At 50.5% G+C, this 24,389-nt stretch carries 15 protein-coding genes; 3 read left to right on the top strand and 12 right to left on the bottom strand.

Going from position 1 to position 24,389, the window contains the following annotated elements; all coding sequences use genetic code 11:
• Window positions 1-89: 89 nt before the first annotated feature.
• On the bottom strand, window positions 90-758 hold the full coding sequence (locus SH302x_RS12490) for a hypothetical protein (RefSeq protein ID WP_479369016.1): 669 nt from the start codon (window positions 756-758) through the stop codon (window positions 90-92).
• 310 nt (window positions 759-1,068) lie between these two features.
• The gene (locus SH302x_RS12485; protein WP_479369015.1) at window positions 1,069-1,416 is read right to left on the bottom strand and encodes a four helix bundle protein; all 348 of its coding nucleotides are present in this window, start codon (window positions 1,414-1,416) and stop codon (window positions 1,069-1,071) included.
• A gap of 65 nt (window positions 1,417-1,481) precedes the next feature.
• On the opposite strand from SH302x_RS12485, the gene SH302x_RS12480 reads away from it, so the two are divergent.
• Complete coding sequence (locus SH302x_RS12480; protein WP_479369014.1) at window positions 1,482-3,266, top strand: TROVE domain-containing protein; 1,785 nt, start codon at window positions 1,482-1,484, stop codon at window positions 3,264-3,266.
• A gap of 226 nt (window positions 3,267-3,492) precedes the next feature.
• Here the strand turns inward: SH302x_RS12480 and SH302x_RS12475 are convergent, their stop codons facing one another.
• The 5 genes from SH302x_RS12475 to SH302x_RS12455 all read right to left on the bottom strand — a co-directional run bounded on the left by SH302x_RS12475 (window position 3,493) and on the right by SH302x_RS12455 (window position 16,017).
• On the bottom strand, window positions 3,493-8,259 hold the full coding sequence (locus SH302x_RS12475) for a DUF3320 domain-containing protein (RefSeq protein ID WP_479369013.1): 4,767 nt from the start codon (window positions 8,257-8,259) through the stop codon (window positions 3,493-3,495).
• 233 nt (window positions 8,260-8,492) lie between these two features.
• The gene (locus tag SH302x_RS12470; RefSeq protein ID WP_479369012.1) at window positions 8,493-9,407 is read right to left on the bottom strand and encodes a GIY-YIG nuclease family protein; all 915 of its coding nucleotides are present in this window, start codon (window positions 9,405-9,407) and stop codon (window positions 8,493-8,495) included.
• A 58-nt stretch (window positions 9,408-9,465) separates the two neighbouring features.
• The gene (locus tag SH302x_RS12465; protein WP_479369011.1) at window positions 9,466-11,643 is read right to left on the bottom strand and encodes a GNAT family N-acetyltransferase; all 2,178 of its coding nucleotides are present in this window, start codon (window positions 11,641-11,643) and stop codon (window positions 9,466-9,468) included.
• Window positions 11,644-11,688: 45 nt separating this feature from the next.
• Window positions 11,689-14,916, bottom strand: coding sequence for a type I restriction endonuclease subunit R (locus SH302x_RS12460; protein WP_479369010.1), 3,228 nt, complete (start codon window positions 14,914-14,916; stop codon window positions 11,689-11,691).
• A 3-nt stretch (window positions 14,917-14,919) separates the two neighbouring features.
• A complete protein-coding gene (locus tag SH302x_RS12455) occupies window positions 14,920-16,017 on the bottom strand; it encodes an SIR2 family NAD-dependent protein deacylase (RefSeq protein WP_479369009.1) in 1,098 nt (365 codons plus the stop codon).
• A 141-nt stretch (window positions 16,018-16,158) separates the two neighbouring features.
• Here SH302x_RS12455 and SH302x_RS12450 point away from each other — a divergent pair, with 141 nt between their 5' ends.
• Window positions 16,159-17,622, top strand: coding sequence for an IS701 family transposase (locus SH302x_RS12450; RefSeq protein WP_479363345.1), 1,464 nt, complete (start codon window positions 16,159-16,161; stop codon window positions 17,620-17,622).
• Window positions 17,623-17,675: 53 nt separating this feature from the next.
• Here the strand turns inward: SH302x_RS12450 and SH302x_RS12445 are convergent, their stop codons facing one another.
• From SH302x_RS12445 to SH302x_RS12425, 5 genes are all read right to left on the bottom strand, one after another.
• Window positions 17,676-18,905, bottom strand: a complete 1,230-nt coding sequence (locus tag SH302x_RS12445) for a restriction endonuclease subunit S (protein ID WP_479369008.1) — start codon at window positions 18,903-18,905, stop codon at window positions 17,676-17,678.
• A 98-nt stretch (window positions 18,906-19,003) separates the two neighbouring features.
• A complete protein-coding gene (locus SH302x_RS12440; RefSeq protein WP_479369234.1) occupies window positions 19,004-20,215 on the bottom strand; it encodes an ISAzo13 family transposase in 1,212 nt (403 codons plus the stop codon).
• 119 nt (window positions 20,216-20,334) lie between these two features.
• A complete protein-coding gene (locus tag SH302x_RS12435; protein WP_479369007.1) occupies window positions 20,335-21,390 on the bottom strand; it encodes a virulence RhuM family protein in 1,056 nt (351 codons plus the stop codon).
• 274 nt (window positions 21,391-21,664) lie between these two features.
• Complete coding sequence (tnpA, locus tag SH302x_RS12430; protein ID WP_479369006.1) at window positions 21,665-22,129, bottom strand: IS200/IS605 family transposase; 465 nt, start codon at window positions 22,127-22,129, stop codon at window positions 21,665-21,667.
• A 2-nt stretch (window positions 22,130-22,131) separates the two neighbouring features.
• Entirely contained in the window at window positions 22,132-23,856 is a 1,725-nt protein-coding gene (locus SH302x_RS12425; RefSeq protein ID WP_479369005.1) for a class I SAM-dependent DNA methyltransferase, read from the bottom strand.
• Window positions 23,857-23,966: 110 nt separating this feature from the next.
• Here SH302x_RS12425 and SH302x_RS12420 point away from each other — a divergent pair, with 110 nt between their 5' ends.
• Entirely contained in the window at window positions 23,967-24,329 is a 363-nt protein-coding gene (locus SH302x_RS12420; RefSeq protein WP_479369004.1) for a helix-turn-helix domain-containing protein, read from the top strand.
• Window positions 24,330-24,389 lie beyond the last annotated feature (60 nt).

The following is a 24,389-nucleotide window of genomic DNA, read 5'->3' as shown; positions in this document are numbered from 1 at the left end:
TGGGAGCGGACTCGGTCTCCAAAGCCGATGGACAGTGTTCGAATCACTGCGTTCCTGCTGACCCACGCAAAGTAAATCTTTAAGTGCGACTATTCAGATAGGGATGCCAGTGCTCTAACAATTAGCGATTCGGCTGATTTCTGATCTATGTCTTTTGAGTCAATTCGCTCGACAAACCGGTAGAACGGCTTGACCGTTCGTAAGGGCAATCTTCCGCTGTCTTCTTTGGTCGAGGCGGCTTGGGAGATGCCCGGCTCTATGACAGCGACGATTATATCCGCCGATTCGAAGAATCCCAGAGAGTTCCTCCAGCGTGACGGTGTGATGGAGTACTGCAAATAAGCAAGGGAGAGCTTTTCGATCCCAGATTGCTTCTCCAAATCTTGAAGCTTTTTAAGCCGTGTTGTAAGTTCCTCGTCGGTCATCGATTCGGAACGCCCTTCCTCACTCACGATCATGAAAGATCGACTGAGTTGCGGGAACTTCTGCATCATCCGATCAAGCTCGACTGCCGTAGCTATTGTTCCGGTGTTGATTTCTTTCACATAGATGGCAATTTTCGTCTGCTCAACCTCTCCTAAAACTGGACACAGAAATTCGTTACCCTTCTTGCCCCAATAGCCAGTAGCAAAATGTGCAGCTATGTAGTAGTCAGCTTGTTTGCCACTTTGAAGTGCATCCGGAGAATCAACCTCTTGCGAGTATGAATGAGTGGCGAAAGTGAGTATCGTCAGCAAAAAGCTTATTGCTACACGCATTGGGAACTCTGTACGGCAATGAGGAAGTGAGACCTAAACCATCAACGTAACGGAACGCGATGATTTCTGCAACTTTCTTGTCAAATATCGAACAGGTCCATGCTGGCGCGAATCCAGTCATCGGCTCTGACAACTGAACTGCAGGTTTGGACTACATCTTTACCAAAGCGAAGGATCTAAACCACTTCCTCGCTCAGTTCCATTTTTATGACATGTCGCAATGGGAAACCGATGCGGCGAGTCTTTTTGGCTGACTGCCAAATCGGATTACACGGATGAAGTGGGAAGTGGGAAGTTCGAAGTTTGAAATCTAGTCGCGGGATTTCTTGATGATCGTGGTCAAGATGGCGATCAGTTCGTTGGCTTCGGTGGTCAGAGGATCCAACCGCTCTTTTGGAACAACTTCCGACGCAGTAAGCAAACGCAGCCAATAGTGGGACTCGCGAGCTTCTTTGCAGGCGATTGAATACTTATGAACGAAGTCCTTTCGACTTTCCGCTGATCCGGCTTCTTCGACGTTGGCTCCAACTGATGTGCCCGCTCGAAGCAATTGCGTTGCGAGCGTTGTCGATACTCGTCCATTCTGCTCCAAGTGCAAACAAAGCCGAACAATTCGATCCGCAAACGCGAACGTTCTGTCTGGTAAATCACTCTTCATATCCAACGTGCTCCTTTTCAAACTTCAAACTTCAAACTTCAAACTTCAAACTTCACAATTCTACCATGGCCATCAAGTCTCTATTCGCAAGTCTTACCAACCGATTGCCGCGAGCAAACGCAGTCAACGAAGCGGGTGGCCGCGCGTACAAGCTCGAGCCGAAGCACGCCCTGGCTCAAGTTGCCGCAACGGGTACGTTCGGTAACGCGTTCTATAGCACGGCCCAGACGCAGCTCGACGAAGTCCTGAAGTTGATCGACGAAGTCGACGACAACCAGTACTTGGCGAAGCTGGCGTTGTACGCACGTGAGAAGGCGTTCATGAAGGACATGCCGGCTGCATTGTTGGTCGCGCTGTCGGTTCGTGATACGGAGCTGATGCACCGAGTATTCGATCGCGTGGTCGACAACGGTCGAGTTCTGCGTACTGTGTTCCAGATGATTCGGTCTGGGCGTTTTAAAAACAACACCGTCAAGAACAAGGCTGGCAAGGGCCGCGTTGGATTGTCGAGCTCTGTGCAGCGAGCGTTCCAGCGTTGGTTGAACACAGCTTCTGTAGGAAAGCTACTGAGCGCGTCGATCGGGAACGATCCGAGCTTGCGGGATATTCTGCGTATGGCTCGACCGACGCCGAAGGATAACGCTCGCCGAGCGATGTTCGGTTGGTTGACTGATAAGAGCATTTTCGAAGGTGGTTCCAACGGAGGAGCTTCGGGAAGCGAAAGTGGTTCAACCACGGGTAACACGCTTGGCAAAGGTAAAAAGTGGGCACCGGCAACGGAAGCCGACTTGCCGGTTGAAGTTCAGTCGCTGATTGCGTACCGCAATTCGGAAAGCGAAGAAGCACAAGCATTGATCGCTGGTGGACTCGACAACGTCCGATGGGACTTGTTGTCGGATGTCGCTAAGGGACCGACGGTTTGGGCTGCACTTGCTCGCAAAATGGGTCCGCAGGCACTGCGTATGAACTTGAACACGTTGCTGCGACACGATGTGCTCAATGTGGCCCCGGCACTCCGTGACGGGGATGGTGGAATCACTATCAGCCACGGAGTGACTGACCTACAAATGGTTGACTACGTGGCAGATCGGATCGCTGACGAGTCGGAGATTCGTCGATCGAAGCAGTTTCCGTACCAGTACTTTGCTGCGTACTTGAACGCGGACTTGGAAGTTCCGCAGAAGATCCGCACTGCCCTGCATAAGGCAGCCGAGATCGCCTGTGGAAACGTACCGGAGTTGCCGGGACCGGTGGTGATTGGTCTGGATACGTCTGGTTCGATGAGCTGTGCGGTCATGGGGAACCGAGGCCGAGGTGCGACTTCGAAGATGCGATGCGTAGACGTAGCAGCACTGTTCGCCGCAGCGATCCTGCGACGCAACCCGGACAGCGTTGTCATTCCGTTCGATACAAAGGCATACGATGCCAAGATCGATCCAAACGATTCGATCCTGAGCATCGCTGAACGGTTGGCAAAGTACGGTGGTGGTGGAACAGATTGTTCGCTGCCATTGGTAGCTGCCAACCAGAAGCTTGCGAAGCGAGAGTTCGCTGGCATCGTTCTTGTTAGCGATAACGAGAGCTGGGTCGGAACAGGACGGCACGGTTCGACCGGTGTGATGACGGCTTGGGAAGCCTTCGTTGCCAACAAGCGAAAGCTGGCAGGCAAGGAAGCGAATCCAAAGCTGGTCAACATCGATCTACAGCCGTACCACACGGTTCAGGCCTGTGAGCGAACTGACATCATGAATATCGGTGGCTTCAGTGACTCCGTGTTCAACGTGATCAGTGCGTTCCTCGCCGACAATAACCAGCGATTCGTCGCTGAAGTTGAAGCGATCGAACTGTAACTGTAGTAGGCTCACTCCGCTGAGCCGCTGCCATTACAATATAAAACACCCGCGGGCCGCGATTCCGGCTCGCGGGTGTTTTTGTTAAAGCGTTTGGTTCAACTGATGCAGGGACAATTCCTCACACTTAATTCCGAAAGGCTTTTTGATATTTGGCTATCATTTAGCAAATCGTCACCAGGTGCGAAAAGTCAAATGTTAAAGCGTAATTTGATTCTGTACATCTTCAGTTCGATCTCACAAAGAGCCTACCGTCCCGATCCTCGACGGCTAATTCCGTCTCAAGGGATTCGATTTCCTTCGTAAAGATTGCTTGCGTAGACTGACCGTTACTGATCCCGAGCATTTTCGCAGCTGATGCTATTGTCTCGGAAACATTCGTGCCGATGCTGTCGGTGACTACTTTGATTACTGCCGCGCGAATCTCCTCGGGCGCGATCATTTCGGGCTTACGCAGATTTGCATTTTCGAGCGACCGGCGAGACCGTACTAAGAAATCTTTTTGCCCGGCTCCAAATACGAAGTCGCCTCTGCGATGAGCAGCACTGCGGCTTAGGAGCAATTGGACTGCTAATTCCACTTTGTTCTTGAAGGATGCTACCAGTCGACCTTCTCCCAGTAGTTTGATTATACGACGTCCAATCTCATCCAAATGGATTGGAGCTTCAATTTCGAGGATCTGCCTAACCAATTTTGCTAACTGCTGCTCCGTGAGGTTGAGCGGGCTTCCGGAGAATTCTCTAACCGAGAAATTGGCTTCAACATACTCATTGACGAAGCAATCCACCGTGTCGTTTCCGCTTAATACTTCTAATCGTGTCCAATAGGGTTGGCCATCAGGAGCATCGCGGTTCATGCGGCCGGTTATGATGGTTGCGGATTCGGCGCTCACACGATCGGCCTCGGCCCATTGTACTTTTGCACTAGCAAGTGCCTTGATAACACGATTCACTTGCTCGTCAGGTCGCTGAAACCAGTCTGTGCTCCAAATTCGATGAATGTGCCATCCTCGAGATTCAAGAATCTGCTGCCGCAATCGATCACGGTCACGGACCCACCTGGCGCTGTGAAATTGAGCACCATCACATTCTATCCCTAGCAAATATCGACCTCGGTTTTCTGGATCTCGTATTGCGAGGTCGATATAGAAGCCTCCTACACCAATTTGATGATCAATTTCGAGTCCTTTTGATCGTAAGGCTCGTGCGACTTGATCTTCAAAATCGCTGTACACATCACCATGCGATTTCTCTGATTCCAAATGACCAGTTTCTGCATAGTTCAAATACATTTTAAGAGCAGCAACACCATCGCTTTGACTTCGATTCAAATCTATGTCGCACGCTCTAATCGACGAGAAGACTTCGCAGGCGGAGGCAGCACGGCTAATCAGTACGTTCAAGCGCCGTTCGCCACCTTTGCGATTTAGCGGTCCAAAATTTTGGGCGAAGTAACCGTCTTTGTCTCGTGCGTATCCGACGGAAATATAGACAACGTCGCGTTCATCTCCCTGAACATTTTCTAGGCTCTTGACAAAAAACGGTGCTGGCCCACCAGCCATGAAGAAGTCTTCGACGGAAGAGTCTTCACGCCGGCGAAGTTCAATCTCGTCCAAGATGGCATCTCGTTGGGCGGCGCTAAAAGTTGCAACTCCTAGTGACAACTCGGGACGTTTTCGAGCATGGTCCATCACCGCGTTCGCGATGGCGATCGCCTCATTTCGATTCGCCCGAGTTCCACCGCGATCGTAGCAACCATTCGATACGAAGCGTAGCTTGAGTCCCAATTGACCACCGCTGGCTAGCGGGCTTGGAACTATAAAAAGTCGATTCTCATAAAACTGTCGATTGCTTACAGCAATGAGTGACTCGTGACGGCTTCGATAATGCCATCGCAGCATTCGATTAGGAACTCCTTGCGCTTCGCAAAGTCCAAGGATGCTTTCCAAGTCGCCAGCATTCGCGATACCATCGTCATCTTCGTCGACGTCAGATTCGCCAGAGACGCGTCCAAAGAAATTGGTTGGTGGCAATTGACGTTGATCACCAACAACGACAATTTGTCGACAACGTGCTATTGCACCCAAAGCGTCGACCGGTTGCACTTGACTGGCCTCGTCTATGACAAGCAAATCGAATTCAACAGCGCCCGGCTCCAAAAATTGCGCCACGGATAATGGGCTCATCATGAAGACTGGCTTTACTTTTTGAATTGCATGTCCTGCTTCCTTGATTAGTCGACGAATAGGCATATGCCGACGCTTTTTGTTAATCTCACGGCGAACTACGCCAACCTGACCACTATCCGCAGCGGCGCTTGGGAAATTGCTATGGTGCTTCTGGGCAACTTCAAGTCGGCTCATGGCAATTCGATCTTTATCGAGTTGCGCAAATCGATCTCGAAGCGATTCGTATGAGTGTCCCTGAAACTCGCCAAGTTCTGGAATTGAACGCCAAGCTTCGGTCAATACGGCTTCATTGCGTATGAAGTCAAGCTGATCTGCAACTTTACCCGCCTCAATGGTGCCGTTCTCTATTTCGCTTACAGTCCGGTCCAGACCTCCAGGGCCCAAACGATCCATGCGTGTCCTTGCTGCCAAGTAGTGACTTAGTTGCTCTTTATTAGACAGCCATCGTTCAAACCGCTCGAGCCAGTCCTCGAGTCGTACCGCACGGACTTGATCGGTCTTAAAAACAGCGTTCACATCCAAGTTCAGTTGTTTTGCTATATCCGCCAATCCGGTATCAACAACCTTCAAATGCTTTCCAATACTGCTCAGCGGCTGTGAGGTGCGTTGCAAATCCGAGATTCCACTCGCCACCGAACGTCCATGATCTTTAAGAATCTTAGCTCTTGAGCCCTCTTTGACCCATTGTACGATGGCATTCGCTGTTTCAATTACCGTTTGCGAACCTTGCCAAACCTCGCCCAGCAGTTTTTGGCAACGCTCTGAATCCTTTTCCAATTGCGACAAAGCGGCTTGATATTGCAGAATCTTGTCGACCAATTCGACTCGGTCACGGGATGCTGTTGGAGTAGACTCTTTTGAAATTCCGCGAAGAGTCTGAATAGCTTTCCGATACGAAGCGTTGAAAACGCGAAACCAGCTTGCGCCGTGCGCCGCGAGTGACTTCCGAGTTCCATTCAAATCCGACATTAGGCCTGAATCTGTTACACGATCACTAAGCTCGATACGAAGCTCATTCATCTTCGAAACATTCTCAACGGCCCTTTCAACGGTTGACAAATCCGTTTCCCAGCCAGTTGAGGTCAGTTTGGTTCGGTCAGTGAACTCTGGACATCGCTTCACGTACTGAGCAAGCTGCGCTATTTCGGAGGTTGAAACAAGGTTTGTCGGAGACGGGAGTCCCACGATAGCTGCGAGTTCACAGCCAGCGGCTTTCAATTCTTGAACCTGTGTTCGCAGTTCTATAATTGCGACGACAAGGCGCTCCAGGTCCGCAGGTGGCATCGGCTTGCATCTTGCCCCGTACCAAGGGTTCTGCGATGGAACCCCGGACTGTGCGAGCAGCATGTCTAACTCTAATGCAATTTGTTTTCGGGATTGATACTCCTGATCCGTCCATTCCGCAGCCTGCTTTACTTGGTAGGCCAGCGGAAAAACTCCGAGCGATCGCAACCGCATGAGGTTTCCCATGGCCTGGTATGGCGAGACGCCAGTTTTGCCGACGCGGTTGTGCAGAGCTGCATCATGCTCGCGAAGACGCAACACGGTTTGCCGCAACTCTTCAATTGGGACCGTTTTTATGCCGGTCGGAACCCCAAGCTCCAATGTTGCCTTGAGCTCCGCAAGTACTTCTTGTTTTCGGGACTTGTGAGAATGAAGCTCCAAAGTCATCGGTCCAAGTCCAAGCTGATCAAGTCTTCGTTTGACAACTTCAAGAGCAGCCATCTTCTCCGATACGAACAGAACACGTTTCCCGGCGTGAACTGCGGCCGCGATCGCATTTGTGATTGTTTGAGATTTCCCCGTTCCCGGCGGCCCCTGAACAACTAGATTACGCCCCTGTGTAATCTCATTAATGACAACTGCTTGAGATGAATCGGCATCCGTAACGTGAACAACATCGGCTGGGTTTAGGATGTAATCGATTGGCTCACTGTCACTACACGTTTCGTGACTTTCTTCTTGTCGAAAGCCTTCGGTCAGAAGCGATCGAAGCAGGACGTTACTCTCGAGGCTCGCGTTTTTGGGCCAAGCATCGGGGGAGAGATCACGAAACATTAGGAATTTCGTAAATGAGAAGAACCAGAGCAGACACTCATTGCTCATCAGCTCCCAACCGTCGCGTTCCTTTACAAGATTCGCGATCTCGGCAAAGTACTTCGAAGGAGTCCAGTTTTCATCGTCGGCTGCGGACTCCGGCAGATCCGGCATCCGTATACCGAAGTCCTGTTGAAGCCTCGCTTGAATGGACAGATTAGTGACTATTTCATCGTCGCGAAACTTCAGTCGAAACTTACTGCGAGCATTGTTCCGGGAAAGCTCGACCGGTATCAGGAGCAGCGGAGCGAAACGGTTCACGGTCGAGGTCGGCGATTCCCGCCATTTGAGAAAGCCGCAAGCCAGGTACAGAATGCTTACACCTTGCTCTTCCTCAGATGTTCTGGCCTCGTAAAAGCACTTTAGAAGTTTATCATGAAGCTTGTCCGACCCAATGTTAGTTTGAAGAAACAGGTCAGTGTGGCAATCGGATTCGTCTGTTACCGGTGCCGTAAGGTCTTCATCCGGATCGTCGAAAGCGAGTCGAAATTCCTGTAGCTCATTCGCTGCCTCGTCGACATCTTTTGGCAAGAAAGTCATTGCCTTGGTCTGCCGAACGAGTATGTCGAAAAGTTGGTCCGATCGTTCTCCAACAATCTGAATCCAGCCCGGTTTTTTGGTTTCAAGCGGTGTGTGAATCAGTCGATTGCGAGCCGAGAGTTCAAGCAAGTCGCGTCGAGTTTTCTCAATTGCGGTAATCAGGTCCATTGGGATCATCCGGAAAATGACGTTGTTAGTTTCTCAACACTATGTTAACCAAGTGGACCCTAGTCAAGATGGAACATCTTGCCTGAAATTTCCGGGTCGTATGAGGTAGAGTCAGTTGTAGCTCTTACGTAGATTCTAACGACTTAGAGTATGTCTAGAGGAGGATGTTGGCTGTTTCACCTTTCGTCAAAAACCGTAGATGTCTTCCGTTCTGGTTCGGCATTCATACTGGATTATTCGACAAACAAGGTTCCTACAGACGCCGCAAGTTTCTGCTCGTGCCAATCTTGGTAGGTTTTGCTGGTCCCTTCCACTCGCCACGATCCTGTGCGACCGCTGACGTTGCCTGCGTTAACGATCACTGCTCCCGCGGTTGGGCTTGAGAATGCGACGTTCTCTGCAAACACGTAGAACTCAGGTGAGTCGCAAGGCACGAGCTTCTTTTCGAGGACCAATTGATCGCGGAGGCCACGATAGGACGTCCAGCCTTGTGGCCCAGTAACTCGGGCGGTGGAGCCTTTGAAGACGAGGAACTCGCCATTGATCTCCTGGGCCTTTGCCGATGCGCCGGATGGTGAGTAAGTGAAGATCGGAGAAGCGTCTGTCGTTACTCCGGTTCCTCCGGGCTGAATCACTGGCTTGGCCTGTAGGAAGTTGAAGCCCAGGACTGGAAGGACAAGCTGCATTTGCGAGATGAAGTACTCCATATCCGCGATGTCGGATTCCGGTAACGGTGGAATCGGAGGCGCTGTTCCGTTGTGAATGGTTGCTCGGTCGGCTTCGTCTGCCAAGGAAATCAAGCGACTCTCGATGTATCTTCCATGCGACTTGGTGATGTTCTGGTCCTTGCTGATGATGACCGCACAGCGGACCCAGAACTCCTTTGACTCGTCGTCATCATGAGCGGTTAGTCGCTTGAAGACGTTGTCACCCTCGCCAACGTAAACCTTGTCACGAGCGGGATTCTCAGGATCTGGACCCAGCAAGCAATAAACTCCGGTCCGTTTCACCTCCTCACGCTTGGCAAGTTCAGCCAGCATCGATCGCGGCGCGACAATAATCTTGCCGGTCCAGTTAATGACTTCTGCGGTCATTATCTCGGAGGGCAATCCGTTTACCAGGTGAATGCGAATGGTTTTGCCGATCATTGTTGGCTATAAAGTGGAAATCTACGGCTCTAGGCTATCTCGGAAACATCTAGCTTAACTACCTGTGCGGCAAAGCCCAGCAACTTGTGCCGTCTTCAAACACTAGGGGTCTAGTTCCTGGGCGTTCAGAAGCTTGGACTCTAAAATTCAATAGAACGAAAATGTCATGTAAGGTATTACCCGCCTGTTCAAAATAACTGTGCGCTAAGTCGAACAGATCAAAACCCTGAACGAGAAGTGTCTCGAGTCCATGCACATTGACGATCGGGGGAACGAGGCCAGCACGAGCATACGAATGTTTTAGCTCAGAGAGTTGTAGTGCAATATCAGCGCTATTGGCGTAAAGAGTTGCTGTTTCGAAGACGTTATTCCAGCCGGAAACAGTGTTCTTGAATACATCGTGGTCTACGTCTGGAGCAGCGAAAATTACGCTCCTGAAAGTTGGATTCGCTTGTTGCGTAGATTGCAAGCCAATCCAATTTGCAAGCAGCCGATTCCCCATGCTGTGCGCCAGTGCGGATAAAGAATCACCTTCCGTCGCTTGTCGCACGACACGCATGAATTCAGAGAAATGTGGAAGCGAGGCTTCGATTGCTGCCTCATCAGCTGAGTAGGCCGTCGCATTTCCGGCTGACGGCCAGGAATATAGAAACACGTTACCGGTAAGTTTTAAATCAGCCTTTAGCCTTGCCGCCTGCTTCATGGCAAAGTCAAACGTAGTATTGAATCCGTGGATGTAGATTAGGTGTCTCCGCTCGCTTTCATGTTTATAGAGGTGCTGAATTAACTGTTGAAACGAATCTTGAGTCTGAAGATTAAGGCCGTTGAAATCGCGCTTGAACGATCTAATCGAGTTACTTAACCACTCCGCAGAATCGATTGCGACTTTTATCCAGCTACGGCCAGCTGAGCCAAAGCGCTGGATGTTCTCCACGCGTTCAGTACGAAATCCATAGTTCAATGTTGCGGATCGACTCGATGTAAGCTTGTGTCTACCGTCTTCTTCCGCGACAGCTCTGTTTGTAGCGAACAGGACCGGCACAGAAACCGGTTCGACTAAAGGTTGCTCGGGTCTCTTTCTAATCCATTCCAAGGGTGAAGCCGCTGGCGGTGGCGGTGTCCGACAAATAGAGATCGCTGGCGAACTAAACTCATTGCTCTGAAAACCATCCAGACTATAGAAACGGTTGCTGGCCTCTTCAAATCCCACACCAAACAGATTGCCAGTCGCGACAACTGCATCGAGATTTTCCGGGACTGTATCTGCGAACGATACTTCAAGCTTAATCGTGAGCTTCGCATCACGTGCTAGCTCAAGCATAAGTTGAGCTAGTTGCCGTCCAAAGCCTTTCTCACGGTAGCTTGGCCAAACAAAAAACTCGTATACGACAAGATGATTACCAATGCGTTTGGCAAAAGACCACGCGATGCGATCTTTGGTTTGTCCGTCTATAATCTCGCGACAATGAAATGAGAACTTTTCTGAAAGACTCCACTTCCACCCGAATACGCTAGTTTCGTGCATTTCAATTGGTAGTTGTTCAACGGTTCCGGCGAATCCTATTATCTCCACAACGTTCTGATCGAAGAACTCATAACTGAACTCGCCGCTTCCAAGATTTCCCCAATCGATGCCCCAACTATTGTCGAAAGTAAACTTGTTTTCTTCCCGGAAGTAGTACGGTGCGAAACTATGAGTTCCGCAAGGGACGGACTCTTCGGATGGCAAGGGAATGATTCCCGATGGAGGATCGTACCAATCACTTGTTATATTAACCGAGCATGTAGGGCAGCCTCCAGCACTTTGAAAGGCAATGAAATCGTCAACGTCTGTAAGGGTCAAATATCCGAGGGATCTAAATTGCTTTGCTTTTTCGATCCTTAAGCAATCAAGTGAATCGATATCATCATGGTCGCCAAAGTCCTCCTTGCTTAGTGCACCTACAAATCGAGCGGCGCGACGTTCGCTAATGCCGTAGCAGCCTTCAATTAATGAAACGTGCTGACGATTTTCAAGTTTTCTAGCATGTTTCCAGGCAAGTACGGACGGACCAAGTTCGTGGAATTCATTTTCATTTTTTGTGTTCAGACTGACGTTGCGTTTCTGCGAGCTCCATCGATTGGATCCAAGCGACTTGACCTTCAAATAGTCGAGGGTACGCTGCTTTTCCAATTGCCTTCGGTAGAAGCGTGCTTGTGATTTTTCGCTTTCAATTTTCTCTAGTAATGCTCGCATTGGCTACACTCCATCACAATCAAGAACCTGTTAATGAAAAAATGGTCAGTCACGAGTCCAGTTCTCAGCCAATGCTTCCGCTTGCTTCATAACAAGTTCAATGGCCGCGATCTCTAGGTCTGGCGGGTACTTGTAGCGTCTGAGTAAACGACGTACCAGTAATCGCAACTGGGCGCGGACGCTTTCGCGGACCTGCCAATCGACGGTCGTACTCGTACGGAGCTTTTCTGTTAACTCCGAAGCAAGCTTTTTAAGCGTTTCATCGCCCATTTCACGAACGGCGCTCTCGTTGTTTGCGAGTGCATCATAGAAAGCAAGCTCGTCTGGATTTAGCCCCAAGGCTTCATCACGCTTCAGGCCAGCCTGAAAATCCTTGGCCATTGCGATCAGTTCTTCGATAACCTGAGCCGTTTCAATGGCTCGATTGTGATATTTGCGAAGTGCCTCCATAAGCCGATCGGTATATTTCTTCTCTTGCACAACATTCGTCCGGCAACGGCCTCGAATGGCGTCTTTCAGTAAACGCTCGAGAAGTTCCACCGCCAGATTCTTCATCGGCATCTTGCGAACATCATTCAGAAACTCTTCGGAGAGCAACGCAATGTTGGGCTTGTTGAGGTTCGCTAACGCAAAGACATCCACAACACCTTCGGCAACAATGGCGTTGTCGAGGATTTGCTTCATCGCGGAATTCTTCGATTCTTCCGTTCGCTTCTGATCGACCGACGTTGCTTTCACAATTGCGGCACGGACTGCCGAGAAGAAGGCAATCTCCAAATGGAACTGAGCCGCACCATCGAGCGTACTGCAAAGAGAATACGCTTTGTTAACGGACGCCATTACATCGAGGAACCTAGCTTTGCCGGTCTTTCCGTTCACCTCCTCCAAGCCCAGGATATGGTTGGCTGCCGGTAACAGAAGATGGAGTGCATCGTCCTTGTACTTGGAATAATCGAATCCGTGGAACATTCCGCGAAGAACGCCCATCTTCTCAATCAAAATCGTCAGAGCTTCTTCGGACTTGAGCGTCGGCTGCCCTTTGCCTTTTGCGTCGGTGTAGAGCTTGAGTGCTTTCTTGAGTTCACTCCCAATACCCAAATAGTCGACGACGACACCACCAGGTTTGTCCTTGAAAACGCGATTGACTCGGGCAATCGCTTGCATCAAGTTGTGGCCAGACATCGGTTTGTCGACGTACATGGTGTGACAAACAGGAGCATCAAAACCGGTTAGCCACATATCGCGGACAATTACGATTTTCAGTGGATCGTCTGGATTCTTGAATCGCTGTTCGAGTCGTTTCTTTTGTTTCTTTGTGTAGACATGTTTCTGGATTGCTTCGTCATCGGAAGCAGATCCCGTCATAACGATTCGGATCGAACCATCTTCGTTGTTGTAGCCAACTTCCTCTCCCCGGTCGTTCTTAAGCTGAGTCCCTTCCCACTCAGGGCGAATCGCGATGATCGCATTGAACAAATCAACGCAGATCTGGCGGCTCATACAAACCACCATCGCCTTGCCGGAGATTGAATCATTGCGTTTATCAAAGTGTGCAACCAAGTCGGCCGCCACTTGTGCGATTCGTTTGTCAGCGCCAACTAGCTTGGCTAACTCTGCCCAACGACTCTTCGTCTTCTCACGAGCGGCGATGTCCTCCTCGTCCTCAACAACCTCTTCGACGTCCTTGTTCAGTTCCTCGATCTGAGCTCGATTGATGTCGATCTTGGCGAGTCGACTCTCGTAATAGATAGGAACCGTAGCCCCGTCATCGACTGCGTCTTGAATGTCATAGATGCTGACATAGTCGCCAAACACGCCACGAGTGTCTTTATCCTCAAGTGCGATCGGGGTGCCTGTGAAACCGATGAACGAGGCATTCGGCAAAGCGTCACGCATGTGTTTGGCGAATCCGAACACGTACTTCGATCCAACGACTTCACCAGTTTCCTTGTCTTTGATCTTGCGCAGCTTAGCGGTCAGCCCATACTGACTGCGGTGAGCTTCGTCCGAAATGACAACGACGTTCTGACGGGCGCATAGCTCTGGATGCTTGGTCTCATTTTCGAGCAATGAAAACTTCTGCACCGTTGTAAAGATAATGCCGCCCGACTCGCGTGACGCCAGCATCTCTCGCAACTGCTCACGACTATCGGCTTGCTCGGGTGTTTGTTTCAGCAAGTCCTTGGCAGAACAGAACTGTTGGAACAACTGGCCATCGAGTTCATTACGGTCGGTGATAACCACCAACGTCGGGTTTCGCATCTCCGGCTGTTGAATGAGTTTTCCCGCATAGCAGCACATGGAAATACTCTTGCCAGACCCCTGAGTATGCCAGAAGACACCAGCCTTGCGCGAACCGGGCACAACTTCGCGGCCATAGGTCGCGCGTTCTTCACCAATTTTTTCCGCTGGCTTTTCGGGATTTGCTGCTATGACAGTTACTCGGACAGCTTCACGCACACCGTGGAATTGGTGATAACCGGCGATCTTCTTAATCAGCTTGTCGCCGTCCTCTTCGAATAGGACGAAATGCCGAATGTAGTCGAGAAACAACTCAGGCTGGAAGAATCCACGCACCACTTTTTCGAGTTCGAATTCTAGGTACGGTCGATCGTTTTCATCCTTGATCACATGCCAAGGCATGAACCATTCTTGTGTCGCGGTGAGTGAACCGACGCGAGCCACGATGCCGTCGCTGACGACCAGGGCGACATTGAAAGTCAGCAAATCGCTGATTTCCTTCTTGTAGGTCTGGAATTGCGAGTAGGCTTCCCAAACATCTGTCGTTTCATCAGCCGGGTTCTTAAGTTCAACAACTGCCAGTGGCAGGCCATTGATGAACACGACGATGTCAGGCCGACGCGATTGCTTGGTCCCAGTGATCGTAAACTGATTGACAACCAGCAGATCGTTATTGTCTGGATTCTGGAAGTCAATAACCTGCGCGTAAACAGTCTCACGACCTGAGTCGGCGTTGTACTCGACCTTCACGCCGTTAATCAGCAATGCATGAAGTTCGCGATTCCCCTTGACTAGATTGGGTACAGACGAGTTTGTCAGCGTGTGAACGACTTCTTCGATGGCGATGTCCGGCAATTGCGGATTCAGTTTGGCGATTGCATCCCGCAGACGATCTTTCAGCACCACTTCCCGGTAGTCAACTCGTTCAGCCGATGAGCAATCTGGTGCGATATCCGGGCCATGGATGAAATTCCAGCCAGTTTCCTGGAACCAAGTCAGGCAGAGATTCTCAAGTGAGAGTTCGTTGATCATTTCCTAGACCCTAATTCTTCCGCTTGAAATGTCTATCAAGAGTCTTAAGTAGCCATCGACGAGACGAAATTCTTTGTCTGGGAACCAAATTGGATGAATATGAAGCTTGAGTAGCCGGTTCTCCTTCTGCGCCTTTGTTTCCGTACACGCAGAACCTGGCAGAGGCAGAAAAGCGAAATGAGTGGGTATCTCGAAGTCAGACCGTTCAATTACGTGAGTGAACAATTCGAGAGTTTTATCGGTTTCGAGACTACAACCGACGAACAACATTGAATGACTAACAAATATCTGTCTAAGCGCCTTTGGTAATGGCTTCTTAAAGTCAAACGGATCGCCGTACGCATTCAAGTACTGATTCTTGGTAAATACGTAAGAGTCGTGATCTTCTGCGTCTCCATGAAGCTTCAATATACAGCGTTCCCCTTTGATTAGCTTCGGGACAAACTTGTTTGCGGCCTGTACTCCATGCATGTAGCCTTCGAATCGCTTTTCAAACACGGTCTCAATTACAGGGTCGAAATTGGTGGTTATCACACAGCCAAAGCAGAATTTGGGTAACCATGTTACCGGGCCTTTCACCTTCCCATCCGGAAGGCGACCATCGGAGAACTTTGTTCTTATGTAGTTCTTGAGTTGAGTTTCGTCCTTATCCCAGAGCAACTGCGCGGCACTAAGGTAGTCAAAACGCGACATTGCCTCAGAAAAACTGACATCATCAACGCCGTCAATTTTTGATTTGATCTCTAAAAGTGCGTCTCCCCACGTCGGGTAATCGCACATGTACGACAGACCCGCTCCAATAAATGGCGCTATGCGCCGGCGAGTTACAGCCTCTGCTAACTCATTAAATAGTGGTAGTTGGTCATGAGACTTTAAGACTTCCAAGGCTTCATTATGCTCTTCAGATATCCTCGCACTTTCCCAAAATTGAAGCTCGTTAAAATAGGCTTCACGATCTGTGTAGAAGAGAAGTTCGCTTGCCTGAAACCGGTGGGGATCCTGGTACTTATCTAGACTTGGGATCAGAATTGGGTCCGGCCCATCGAATGCCTCATTAAAGTCTTCGTACCTTTGAAACTCGTTATTTAGATGAGACTCCACTGACTTTATCAATTGCTTGTCATCTAAACTGCACTTTAGGGAATCTCATCAATCAAGTCGAGGATTGATCTTGCCACGAAAAAGGCCCTTCGGGAAATTGGAGGTTACCACACCAAACCAATCATCCACAAAGGGCCAAGGATGGCTAAGCGTAAACACTCCGGCAGACCTCCACAAGCTCAACATGCTGCGAAATCCACGTCGTCTCAACACGACAAACGGCAGAGGTTGGTTACGGCCAATCCGAATCGTCAATCCACTGAAGCTGCCAGCGTGCCACTGCTGGGCGGTATAGCCACACTCACTACCGCCATGAGCAGCTTGCTGGACAAGCGAATCGCGTTCCGGCTGCCGATTGTTGTTGCCGGAGCTTTGCTGGCCGGAGGTCGCCGGACGGCCGCCAGTTGGTTTCGATGTGCGGGTGTCAAAGACGATTGGGATCGCTTTTATGAACTGCTTCAATCCGTCGGCAAGAACGCCGCTGCGTTGGCGTTTGCGGTTCTTGGGGTAATCCTCAGAAAGTTTGATCCTGGTGAAAAAGGTTACTGGACGATGGCCATCGACGATTCGCCAACCAGACGATTTGGGCCATGCGTGGAGGCGGCCAACATTCACCACAATCCGACTCCTGGCCCGGGTGATGGAGACTGGCTCTACGGACACAACTGGGTCTGCTTGGCGATGCTGATAAGCCGTCCGCTGTTTGGCATAATCGCGCTGCCCATATTGTCGATGTTGTACGTTCGCGAAGTTGACATCACCAAGCTGAAACAGCGATATGAATGGGAATTTCGCACTAAACACGAACTCGCCTTGGAGCTCTGCCGAAAAGTGATGCGGACCCTTAGAGCCCTGGGAAGCAAGGCTGGGTTCATCGTCGTGTTCGACGGAGCGTATGCAGCGATGGTGTTGATCCGACCGCTGATTGCCGAAGGGGCGATCATAGTGACGAGGCTGCGTAGTGACGCCAAGCTGTTTGAGCTTCCCGTGAACAAAACCGGACAGCGTGGTCGGCCTCGCAAATACGGCAAGAACCGTATCAGCCTCAAAAAGCGAGCGACTAATCGTCGAGGTTGGAAAACGATTAGCTACTGTTGTCGCGGCGTTATGGTCGAGCGTCGCTACAAGACATTTTTGGCGACAAGCCAAGTTGTGGGTGGGACAGTTCGAGTGGTACTGCTGGAATACACCAGGGGTAATTGGGCGGCGTACGTTAGCACTGACGCTTTGATGAGCGTCGAGATGATTCTGAAGACAGCGTCGGATCGGTGGGCGATCGAAGAGCATTTTCATGACGTCAAAGAAATCTGGGGTGCAGGTGAGCAACAAGTTCGTAACGTGTGGTCGAGCATTGGCTGCTGGAACCTGTGCGGATGGTTGTATACACTGGTTGAATTGGAGTGTTGGGATCACACGAGTGAACAACTGGTGGACCGAAGCGATCGTCCATGGGACAATCCAACTCGCCGTCCTTCGCACAATGACCGCCGGCGAGGAATAGCCCGGAAAATGCTGCGCGAAGTATTTTTGAGAGATCTCCAATCTGCCGCCGATCCATCAAAAATACGCGACCGATTCGAAAGACTCTTGGCCCTAGCGGCATAAGCCTAGCACGCTATTCCAACAATCCCCTAAAGTGCAGATCTAAACAGATTTTTTTAGCCATTTATCCCGTCTCCCAGAATTGGCACTGAGCCGCCGTCGGCAATTAGGCGAGGAAGAAGGCTATCTCTGAGCAGCGCGAGCCTCTGAATTTCGATTTGTATATTTAGGCATTGGTTAAATAGGTTTGAGAAAACCACATCACAAGTCCGTAATAGACTCGACGGAGGGACGCAGAGCATAAGACGCCGCATATCTGCAACAGTTACGTGCCCTAATCCTGTCGTCTGTTTGTTTCTAGCAATCTCCACCAAAACCGATCGCAAGTGCCGAAGAAGGTAGTACACGAAATGCTTCTGGGGTTCAGAGTTGCAAACTACTTTAAATATATGTTGATTGAGTAGGCCTTCACCTAGCGTCCAGACGAATACGTCGAGTGACGTGTCTGGGCTCCCAGACCACGAGTAGAGTAGGTCACCTTGCCTGACCATTTGATTCTCTGGAAGTTGTCGCATGGAGTATTTGGTCTGTTGTGAAAGGCCGTACTTCAACTCCGCGATCTTGATCACAGGAAGACCCAGCGCAGGATCACAAAAGTCACTAGTGCGAAATGCGGCTCCATTAATATATTCAGCAGTGTCATATAGTGAGCAGACCTCTGATGTTTTAGGTATTCTCCCGATATCTGACTCTTCAAACGAATCCGGAAAAACGTGGTCGAAGATCGCGATTGAATCAGGTTTAGCTGGCTTGGCCAGGCGACGGGCGGCGTTGCGGTGGACGGGATCGAAGTCGATGAACCAGCTCTTGAAGATCGCTTGCGCCATCGACTCCAGCGTCGCGTTCATCCGACGGTTAATCTCGATCTTGTCGTCGAGGGAGCCAAGAATGTCACCAATGGATCGCTGCACTTCAATAGGCGGTAGCGGTATTTCGAATGTCCGCTGGGCTGTAAGGCTGACGTACCCAGCCATATCCGTTTCGTTAGCGCGTGCGTCCAATTGCTTTCGGAAACCAGACGAGCATAGATATGAGTAAAGAAATCGACGATCAATTTTTTTAGGATTTAAAGTTCTCCAAAAGGTAGTCTGTGGTGAACATACAAACGGAGGGCATTCCAGCGGGACAAAGGCCACTTTTCCAACTGTTCCTTTGTGTGAGAGCAGTACGTCTCCACCGCACCCAATTCCCTTGCGAATTCGTTTCACTGCTGTTTTATTTATTCTTTGAGCAGTATCGAATAGCACTCGACCATCGGCCATGTCCGCCGCGCGGATAAAGCTCACTTCCCCCTCTCCGAATTCTCCGGGGCGAGGTCGACTCTCGCCATGATTTCCGTCTTCAACAAGTAAGGCCTTGCTAAACAATTACTGTCCGTAATTATTTATTTTGCCGGGTGTATTTCGTAATTCCATTCTCCATGGAATTTATTCCGATGAATTATAACTTCTGCGAGCTCCTCGTCGGTAACCTTTCGAGCTTTCTCGTAGGTCTTTCCATCTATCCATGCATGCACCTCTAGGCCGGTGGTCGTACGTGTGTTGCCAATGAGGCTTACAACAACCTCTAGAGTTTCAAGAGGAACTCCCTGCCAATTGCGGGTTATGTGGCAAAACAGTTTGTGTTCAATTTTGTTCCACTTGCTTGTGCCGGGAGGATAGTGGCAAACTTCGATGATCAGCCCAGTAGCATTGGCCAATTTTTGTAACTCGGTTCGCCAAAGTCGTGTGCGCGGGCTATTACTCCCGCCACTATCGGCTGTGATTAGTACCCGCATGGCTTTCGGGTAGCTTTTGGAACCCAGCCGTTTCCACCATCTACTGATTGCCGATACGGCAAACTCGGCTGTATCGCTGCTAATACCAATCGTCACGCCTGCTTCATTTCGCCCAATATCATACACGCCATACGGGACTGCCTTGCCCAATTCCTTATCGGGAAAGTCGTGCGTCTCGACTTTGATCGGATCTTTTCGGCGTCGGTACGTTTTCCCTGCGTTTTTCAGGTTTCCCAAGACTTCTTTCTTTTTCGTGTCAACCGAAATGGTTGGCTGATGCTTCTTCTGAAGTAGGACTATTCGCTTTGAGATGAATTCAAACTGCGCATTTCGATCTGGGTGTTGATTGCCTTCGATGGTCTTACGATTCGCCTGAAGGCTGTAGCCAGCCGCCTTGAGCAGTTGGCCTACCTTCACACTGCTGACCTGAAATCCTTGCCGCTGCAATTCAACGGCAAGGGACTTGGTGCTTTTGCATGTCCACCGAAGAGGGGACATCGGATCGCCGCGAGTGCCGGATGAAACGAGTCGATCCAAAGCCTTTTTAAGTTTCGGCTGTTCAACCTCCCGAGATTTACGACCGGCCCCCGGTTGTCTTTGTCTGTTGGAGGATGCTGCGTTGGGATCATCGAGTTCGAGAATGCCGCGACGAATAGTGCGTTCCGAAACCCCCGTTGCCGCAGCAACAGCAGAGATTCCTCCCCAACCCAAGGATCGCGCTTCTGCGGCTGCCCATCGACGACGGGCGCGTTCATCCAAATCCGCTTCAATTGCGGTATACTTCTGTGCGATCCATGTTATGACTTGTGCATCCGGCATACCCGAAATCATCGCAAATTTTAATCATCGGAATCAACCCTAATCCGGACACTTATTGTTTAGCGAAGCCTAAGACACCATCTTGTTGGAGTTCATGAACAGTTCGTCTTGGCCATTCGCTAGTCATTGCTATTTGGATCCTTCCGTGGTGGCTTAATCTTCTTCACTCCGTCAACGAAGCGATCGAAGTCACTTGTCGGTTCTGTCGCTTCGATCCGACGCAGTTCGGCGGAGTACAGATCGAAATGCTCCAAAGCCAACTGATCGGCAACTTTCTTCTGAATGCTGCCTGCATGATTGAGGACGGCTCGATCGTTGAACTCGAGAAACGCATCAAGCTTGCCAACCCAAGCTGACATGGTCATCGGCTTTTGGCGTCGCGCTTGATCTTCGGCGTAGTCGAGATACATGGTGACGACTCGATTTAACTCTCGAAGCTCGTCTTCACTGAGATAGTTTTTGGCGATCGTTACATCAGACTTGCGAATCTTGCCGTCAGGCGCGTTTTTCCAAGTTTGTAGCCCCATGTTGGGCTTGCCCGAGTCGGCTCGAGCTTTCAAGATTTCGCCCGCTGTCATCCCTGTAATCGCCCACTCTAGTTTATTCTGCACCGTGGCGAAGAACTCTTGTGTGATCTCCGCCTTCGGATCGTAGTCCGAGCTGGTGGCGTAGATGTCGGTGATCTTCTGATAGAACCGCCGCTCCGACGCTCGGATGTCGCGAATGCGTTCGAGGAGCTCTTCGAAGTAATCGACGCCGAAGGTCGTTTCGGCTGCCTTGAGCCGCTGATCATTCAGGACAAATCCCTTTTCGAGATACTGCCTGAGCGTGTCGTTGGCCCAACGGCGAAATTGGCTTCCTCGGGCGCTGCGAACCCGGAAGCCGATCGCGAGGATCATTTGCAGGCTATAGTGCTTCGTTCGATACTGCTTGCCGTCGCCGGCAGTTATTAAGTATTCCTTAATAACTGAATCGGGATCGACCTCGGAATCGTCGCAAATGTTGCCGATATGGATGTTTACGTTGGCTACGCTGGTCTCAAATAGCTCGGCAATCGCCTTCTGGGGCATCCAGACGGTGTGGCCGTCGACGAGCATCTGAACACGGGTGACGCCGTCCTCGGTGTCGTAAAATAAGAACTGCCGGTTGGGTGGGCTGGGTAGGTCGTCGTTCATTAAACTTCGCCCCCACGGTTGGACATGGTGATGGCGTACATAGTCCCGAAGGGACGGAAGGCTGTAGCCATGGGCGCGAGCCCATGGAATGTGGTCGTTTTTTGGATCGACAGCCCCGAAGGGGCGAAAGGCCGTGCGCGGCGCGGGGCTCCTTTCGTCCCTTCGGGACTAACACGCGTCGAATCGCTTGTGTTCCACGGGCTCACGCCCATGGCTACAACCTGTCGCCGCGTTGCGGCTATGTTCGGAAGCTGCTTTGGGGACAATTGATGTTTCATTCGATGATCTCCTGCTCGAAGACGTAGCGAGGATCGAACTCGATGTTGTGCTTCTTCAGAATGGCAAGAAATTCTTCTTGGAATGATTTCGCTCGATGATGTTCTGCTTGATTGGCGATGTAAGCTTCGACTACAGGGGCTTGCGACTCGCTCACGGAAAATGCTGCGAATCCTGGTTGCCATTGGAATTTATAATGAACATCCACCCGCTCATTTACCCATTTCGATGAATTCGTTTTGACGATTCGCAAGACATCGGAAATTGCGAGCGTGGGACTCAACTTTGCCAATAAATGGACATGATCCGCAATGCCCCCAATTTTCAACAATGTGCCTTTGTTTTCGCGAACGATACCACCAATGTATCCATAGAGATCATCTTGCCATGCCGCTTGGATAAGCGGCTTCCGATATTTGGTGCTGTAGATGATGTGAAATAGTAGATTCGTAAAGGTGGACATGCCTAACCGACCTCCGGCAGGGCAAACCCGATAAACGCTAAATTTTTGCGGATCGCTTTTTCGAGTCGATGGGACTCCTGAAATTGACTGGCAAGCTCAGCGGTCAACTTGGCCATCTTGTCTTCAAAAAGCTCGCCATCGTCTTCGATCTCTTCGGCCCCAACGTATCGCCCAGGAGTTAGCACATGACCGTGGCCCGCGATATCTTCGAGCGTCGCACTTTTGCAGAACCCGGCGATGTCGCGATAACTGACTGTGCCACCGGCGGCTAGCGCCTCGCCGCTCAGGATCGGGCCGCGCTTCCAATGGTGGAAGGTCGATACTATTTTGTTCGTGTCGTCGTCACTGAATGCTCGCAACACTCGATCGACCATCGTGCCGAGTTTGCGGGCGTCGATAAACAGCACCTCTTTGCGTCGATCGCGAAAAGGCGCTTTGCCTCGACCACTAGCGTTTTTGTTCTTGGTCAAGAACCAGATGCAAGCCGGAATCTGTGTGTTGGTGAATAGCTGGCCAGGCAACGCGACCATGCACTCGATTAGATCGGCTTCGACGAGCGCCTTGCGGATTTCGCCTTCACCACTGGTGCTGGTGCTCATTGAACCATTGGCCAGCAGCAGCGCCATCGAGCCTTTCGGTGCCAAGTGATAGAGCATGTGCTGGAGCCAAGCAAAGTTGGCGTTGTTCTGAGGTGGTTGGCCGTACATCCAGCGTGGATCACCTTCCAGTTTTGCATTCCACCACTCCTTCATGTTGAAGGGTGGATTCGCCATTACGAAGTCGGCTCGCAAATCGGGGTGCTGGTCGCTTGTAAAGCTGTTGGATGGCTCTTTGCCGAAGTTGAAATCGATGCCGCGAATCGCCATGTTCATGGCCGCGAGTCGCCATGTGGTTGGATTTGACTCCTGGCCATAGACCGAAACGTCGCCGATCTTGCCACCGTGTTCTTCGATGAATCGTTCACTGGAAACGAAGAACCCGCCGCTACCCATAGCTGGGTCATAGACACGACCCTTAAATGGTTCGAGCATTTCAACGATCAGATTGACGATCGATTTGGGTGTGTAGTATTGACCGCCTTTCTTTCCTTCGGCTAAAGCGAACTGGCCCAAGAAGTACTCATAGACGTGCCCCAGAATGTCTTTGGCATCAAGCTCTTCATGCTGAAACGGGATCTCGGCAATTAAATTGATCAAGCCGACAAGGCTGCTTTGCGAAAGCTGAAGCCCCGTATAGCCCTTGTTGAGGACATTCTTGAGCTTTGGGTTTTCCTTTTCGATCTCGGCCAAAGCGTCATCGATCAGCTTGCCGGTGGAACTGATCTTGTACGTGATCCTCTTTCCGTTCTTGACCTCGATCTCGGTACCTTGCGGCAGTGGGGCGCTTTCCTGAATCGTCTTCCAACGCGCTAGTGCCGGTACCCAGAACACGTTTCGTTCAAGGTAGTAGTCGCGGATTTCCAGTTCATCGTGAATGGCTTCCGCGTAAGATTCTTCAGATTCGTAATCATCGCGGTCAAGGTAGTAATCGTGCTTTTTATCGCGTAGTTGAGCTTCGACTTCTCTTTGGCGGATCTCGAACGAATCTGATACGTACTTGAGGAAGATAAGTCCCAGAACTGCGTGCTTATAGACAGCCGCGTCTAAGTCGGATCGCAAGCGATCGGCCGCTGTCCACAGCTTTCGATCTAGGTCTCGTAGAAATTGGTTCTGTTTTTCATCCGGCATGCGAATAGCCCAGAAAGGTAACCCGCAAAATTCAGTCTCGCGGGGAGTGTTGCCTAAAACCTGCAACTATCGTACGATACTAGCATTAACCCCACAAGCAGGTATTCACTATGAACACCTTTGGTCAAAGAATCCGGGATCTGCGGGCAGCAAAGAACTATTCGTTGCGGAGGCTCGCACCGATGGTTGGAGTCGGATTTACTTATTTGAGCAAAATTGAACGAGGTAAGCTCGACTTTGGGGAGTTTCCCTCTGCTAGTCTGATTCAACGATTGGCATCCGCACTCGACGCGGATGAAGAAGAGCTGCTTCTTCTTTCGCACAGAATCCCGGATTCCATTTCGAAACGCATTCTCGAGCAGCCCGAAGCGTTTCGCGAACTTGCTCAATGCGACTCTTCAACGATTGATCGAATGGTTGAAAACCTCCGGCTTGAAAAGTTGGTAAGAAACCGAGTGGGTAAACCAAAGTGATTCATTCCGTTCCGTACTTGTTCAATCTCAAATACGTGTTTAAGAATGTCTTGTTCGCCG

Source organism: Njordella calcicola, from assembly GCF_056494125.1.
This window is presented reverse-complemented; position numbering and strand designations above follow the sequence as displayed.

What these genes read in the sequence shown, in the direction of transcription:
- SH302x_RS12490 (WP_479369016.1), bottom strand. Translation starts at nt 758, where the DNA reads ATGCGTGTAGCAATAAGCTTTTTGCTGACGATACTCACTTTCGCCACT.
- SH302x_RS12440 (WP_479369234.1), bottom strand. Translation starts at nt 20,215, where the DNA reads ATGCCGGATGCACAAGTCATAACATGGATCGCACAGAAGTATACCGCA.
- SH302x_RS12460 (WP_479369010.1), bottom strand. Translation starts at nt 14,916, where the DNA reads ATGATCAACGAACTCTCACTTGAGAATCTCTGCCTGACTTGGTTCCAG.
- SH302x_RS12420 (WP_479369004.1), top strand. Translation starts at nt 23,967, where the DNA reads ATGAACACCTTTGGTCAAAGAATCCGGGATCTGCGGGCAGCAAAGAAC.
- SH302x_RS12475 (WP_479369013.1), bottom strand. Translation starts at nt 8,259, where the DNA reads ATGGACCTGATTACCGCAATTGAGAAAACTCGACGCGACTTGCTTGAA.
- SH302x_RS12450 (WP_479363345.1), top strand. Translation starts at nt 16,159, where the DNA reads ATGGCTAAGCGTAAACACTCCGGCAGACCTCCACAAGCTCAACATGCT.
- SH302x_RS12485 (WP_479369015.1), bottom strand. Translation starts at nt 1,416, where the DNA reads ATGAAGAGTGATTTACCAGACAGAACGTTCGCGTTTGCGGATCGAATT.
- SH302x_RS12465 (WP_479369011.1), bottom strand. Translation starts at nt 11,643, where the DNA reads ATGCGAGCATTACTAGAGAAAATTGAAAGCGAAAAATCACAAGCACGC.
- SH302x_RS12480 (WP_479369014.1), top strand. Translation starts at nt 1,482, where the DNA reads ATGGCCATCAAGTCTCTATTCGCAAGTCTTACCAACCGATTGCCGCGA.
- SH302x_RS12435 (WP_479369007.1), bottom strand. Translation starts at nt 21,390, where the DNA reads ATGAACGACGACCTACCCAGCCCACCCAACCGGCAGTTCTTATTTTAC.
- SH302x_RS12425 (WP_479369005.1), bottom strand. Translation starts at nt 23,856, where the DNA reads ATGCCGGATGAAAAACAGAACCAATTTCTACGAGACCTAGATCGAAAG.
- SH302x_RS12470 (WP_479369012.1), bottom strand. Translation starts at nt 9,407, where the DNA reads ATGATCGGCAAAACCATTCGCATTCACCTGGTAAACGGATTGCCCTCC.
- tnpA (WP_479369006.1), bottom strand. Translation starts at nt 22,129, where the DNA reads ATGTCCACCTTTACGAATCTACTATTTCACATCATCTACAGCACCAAA.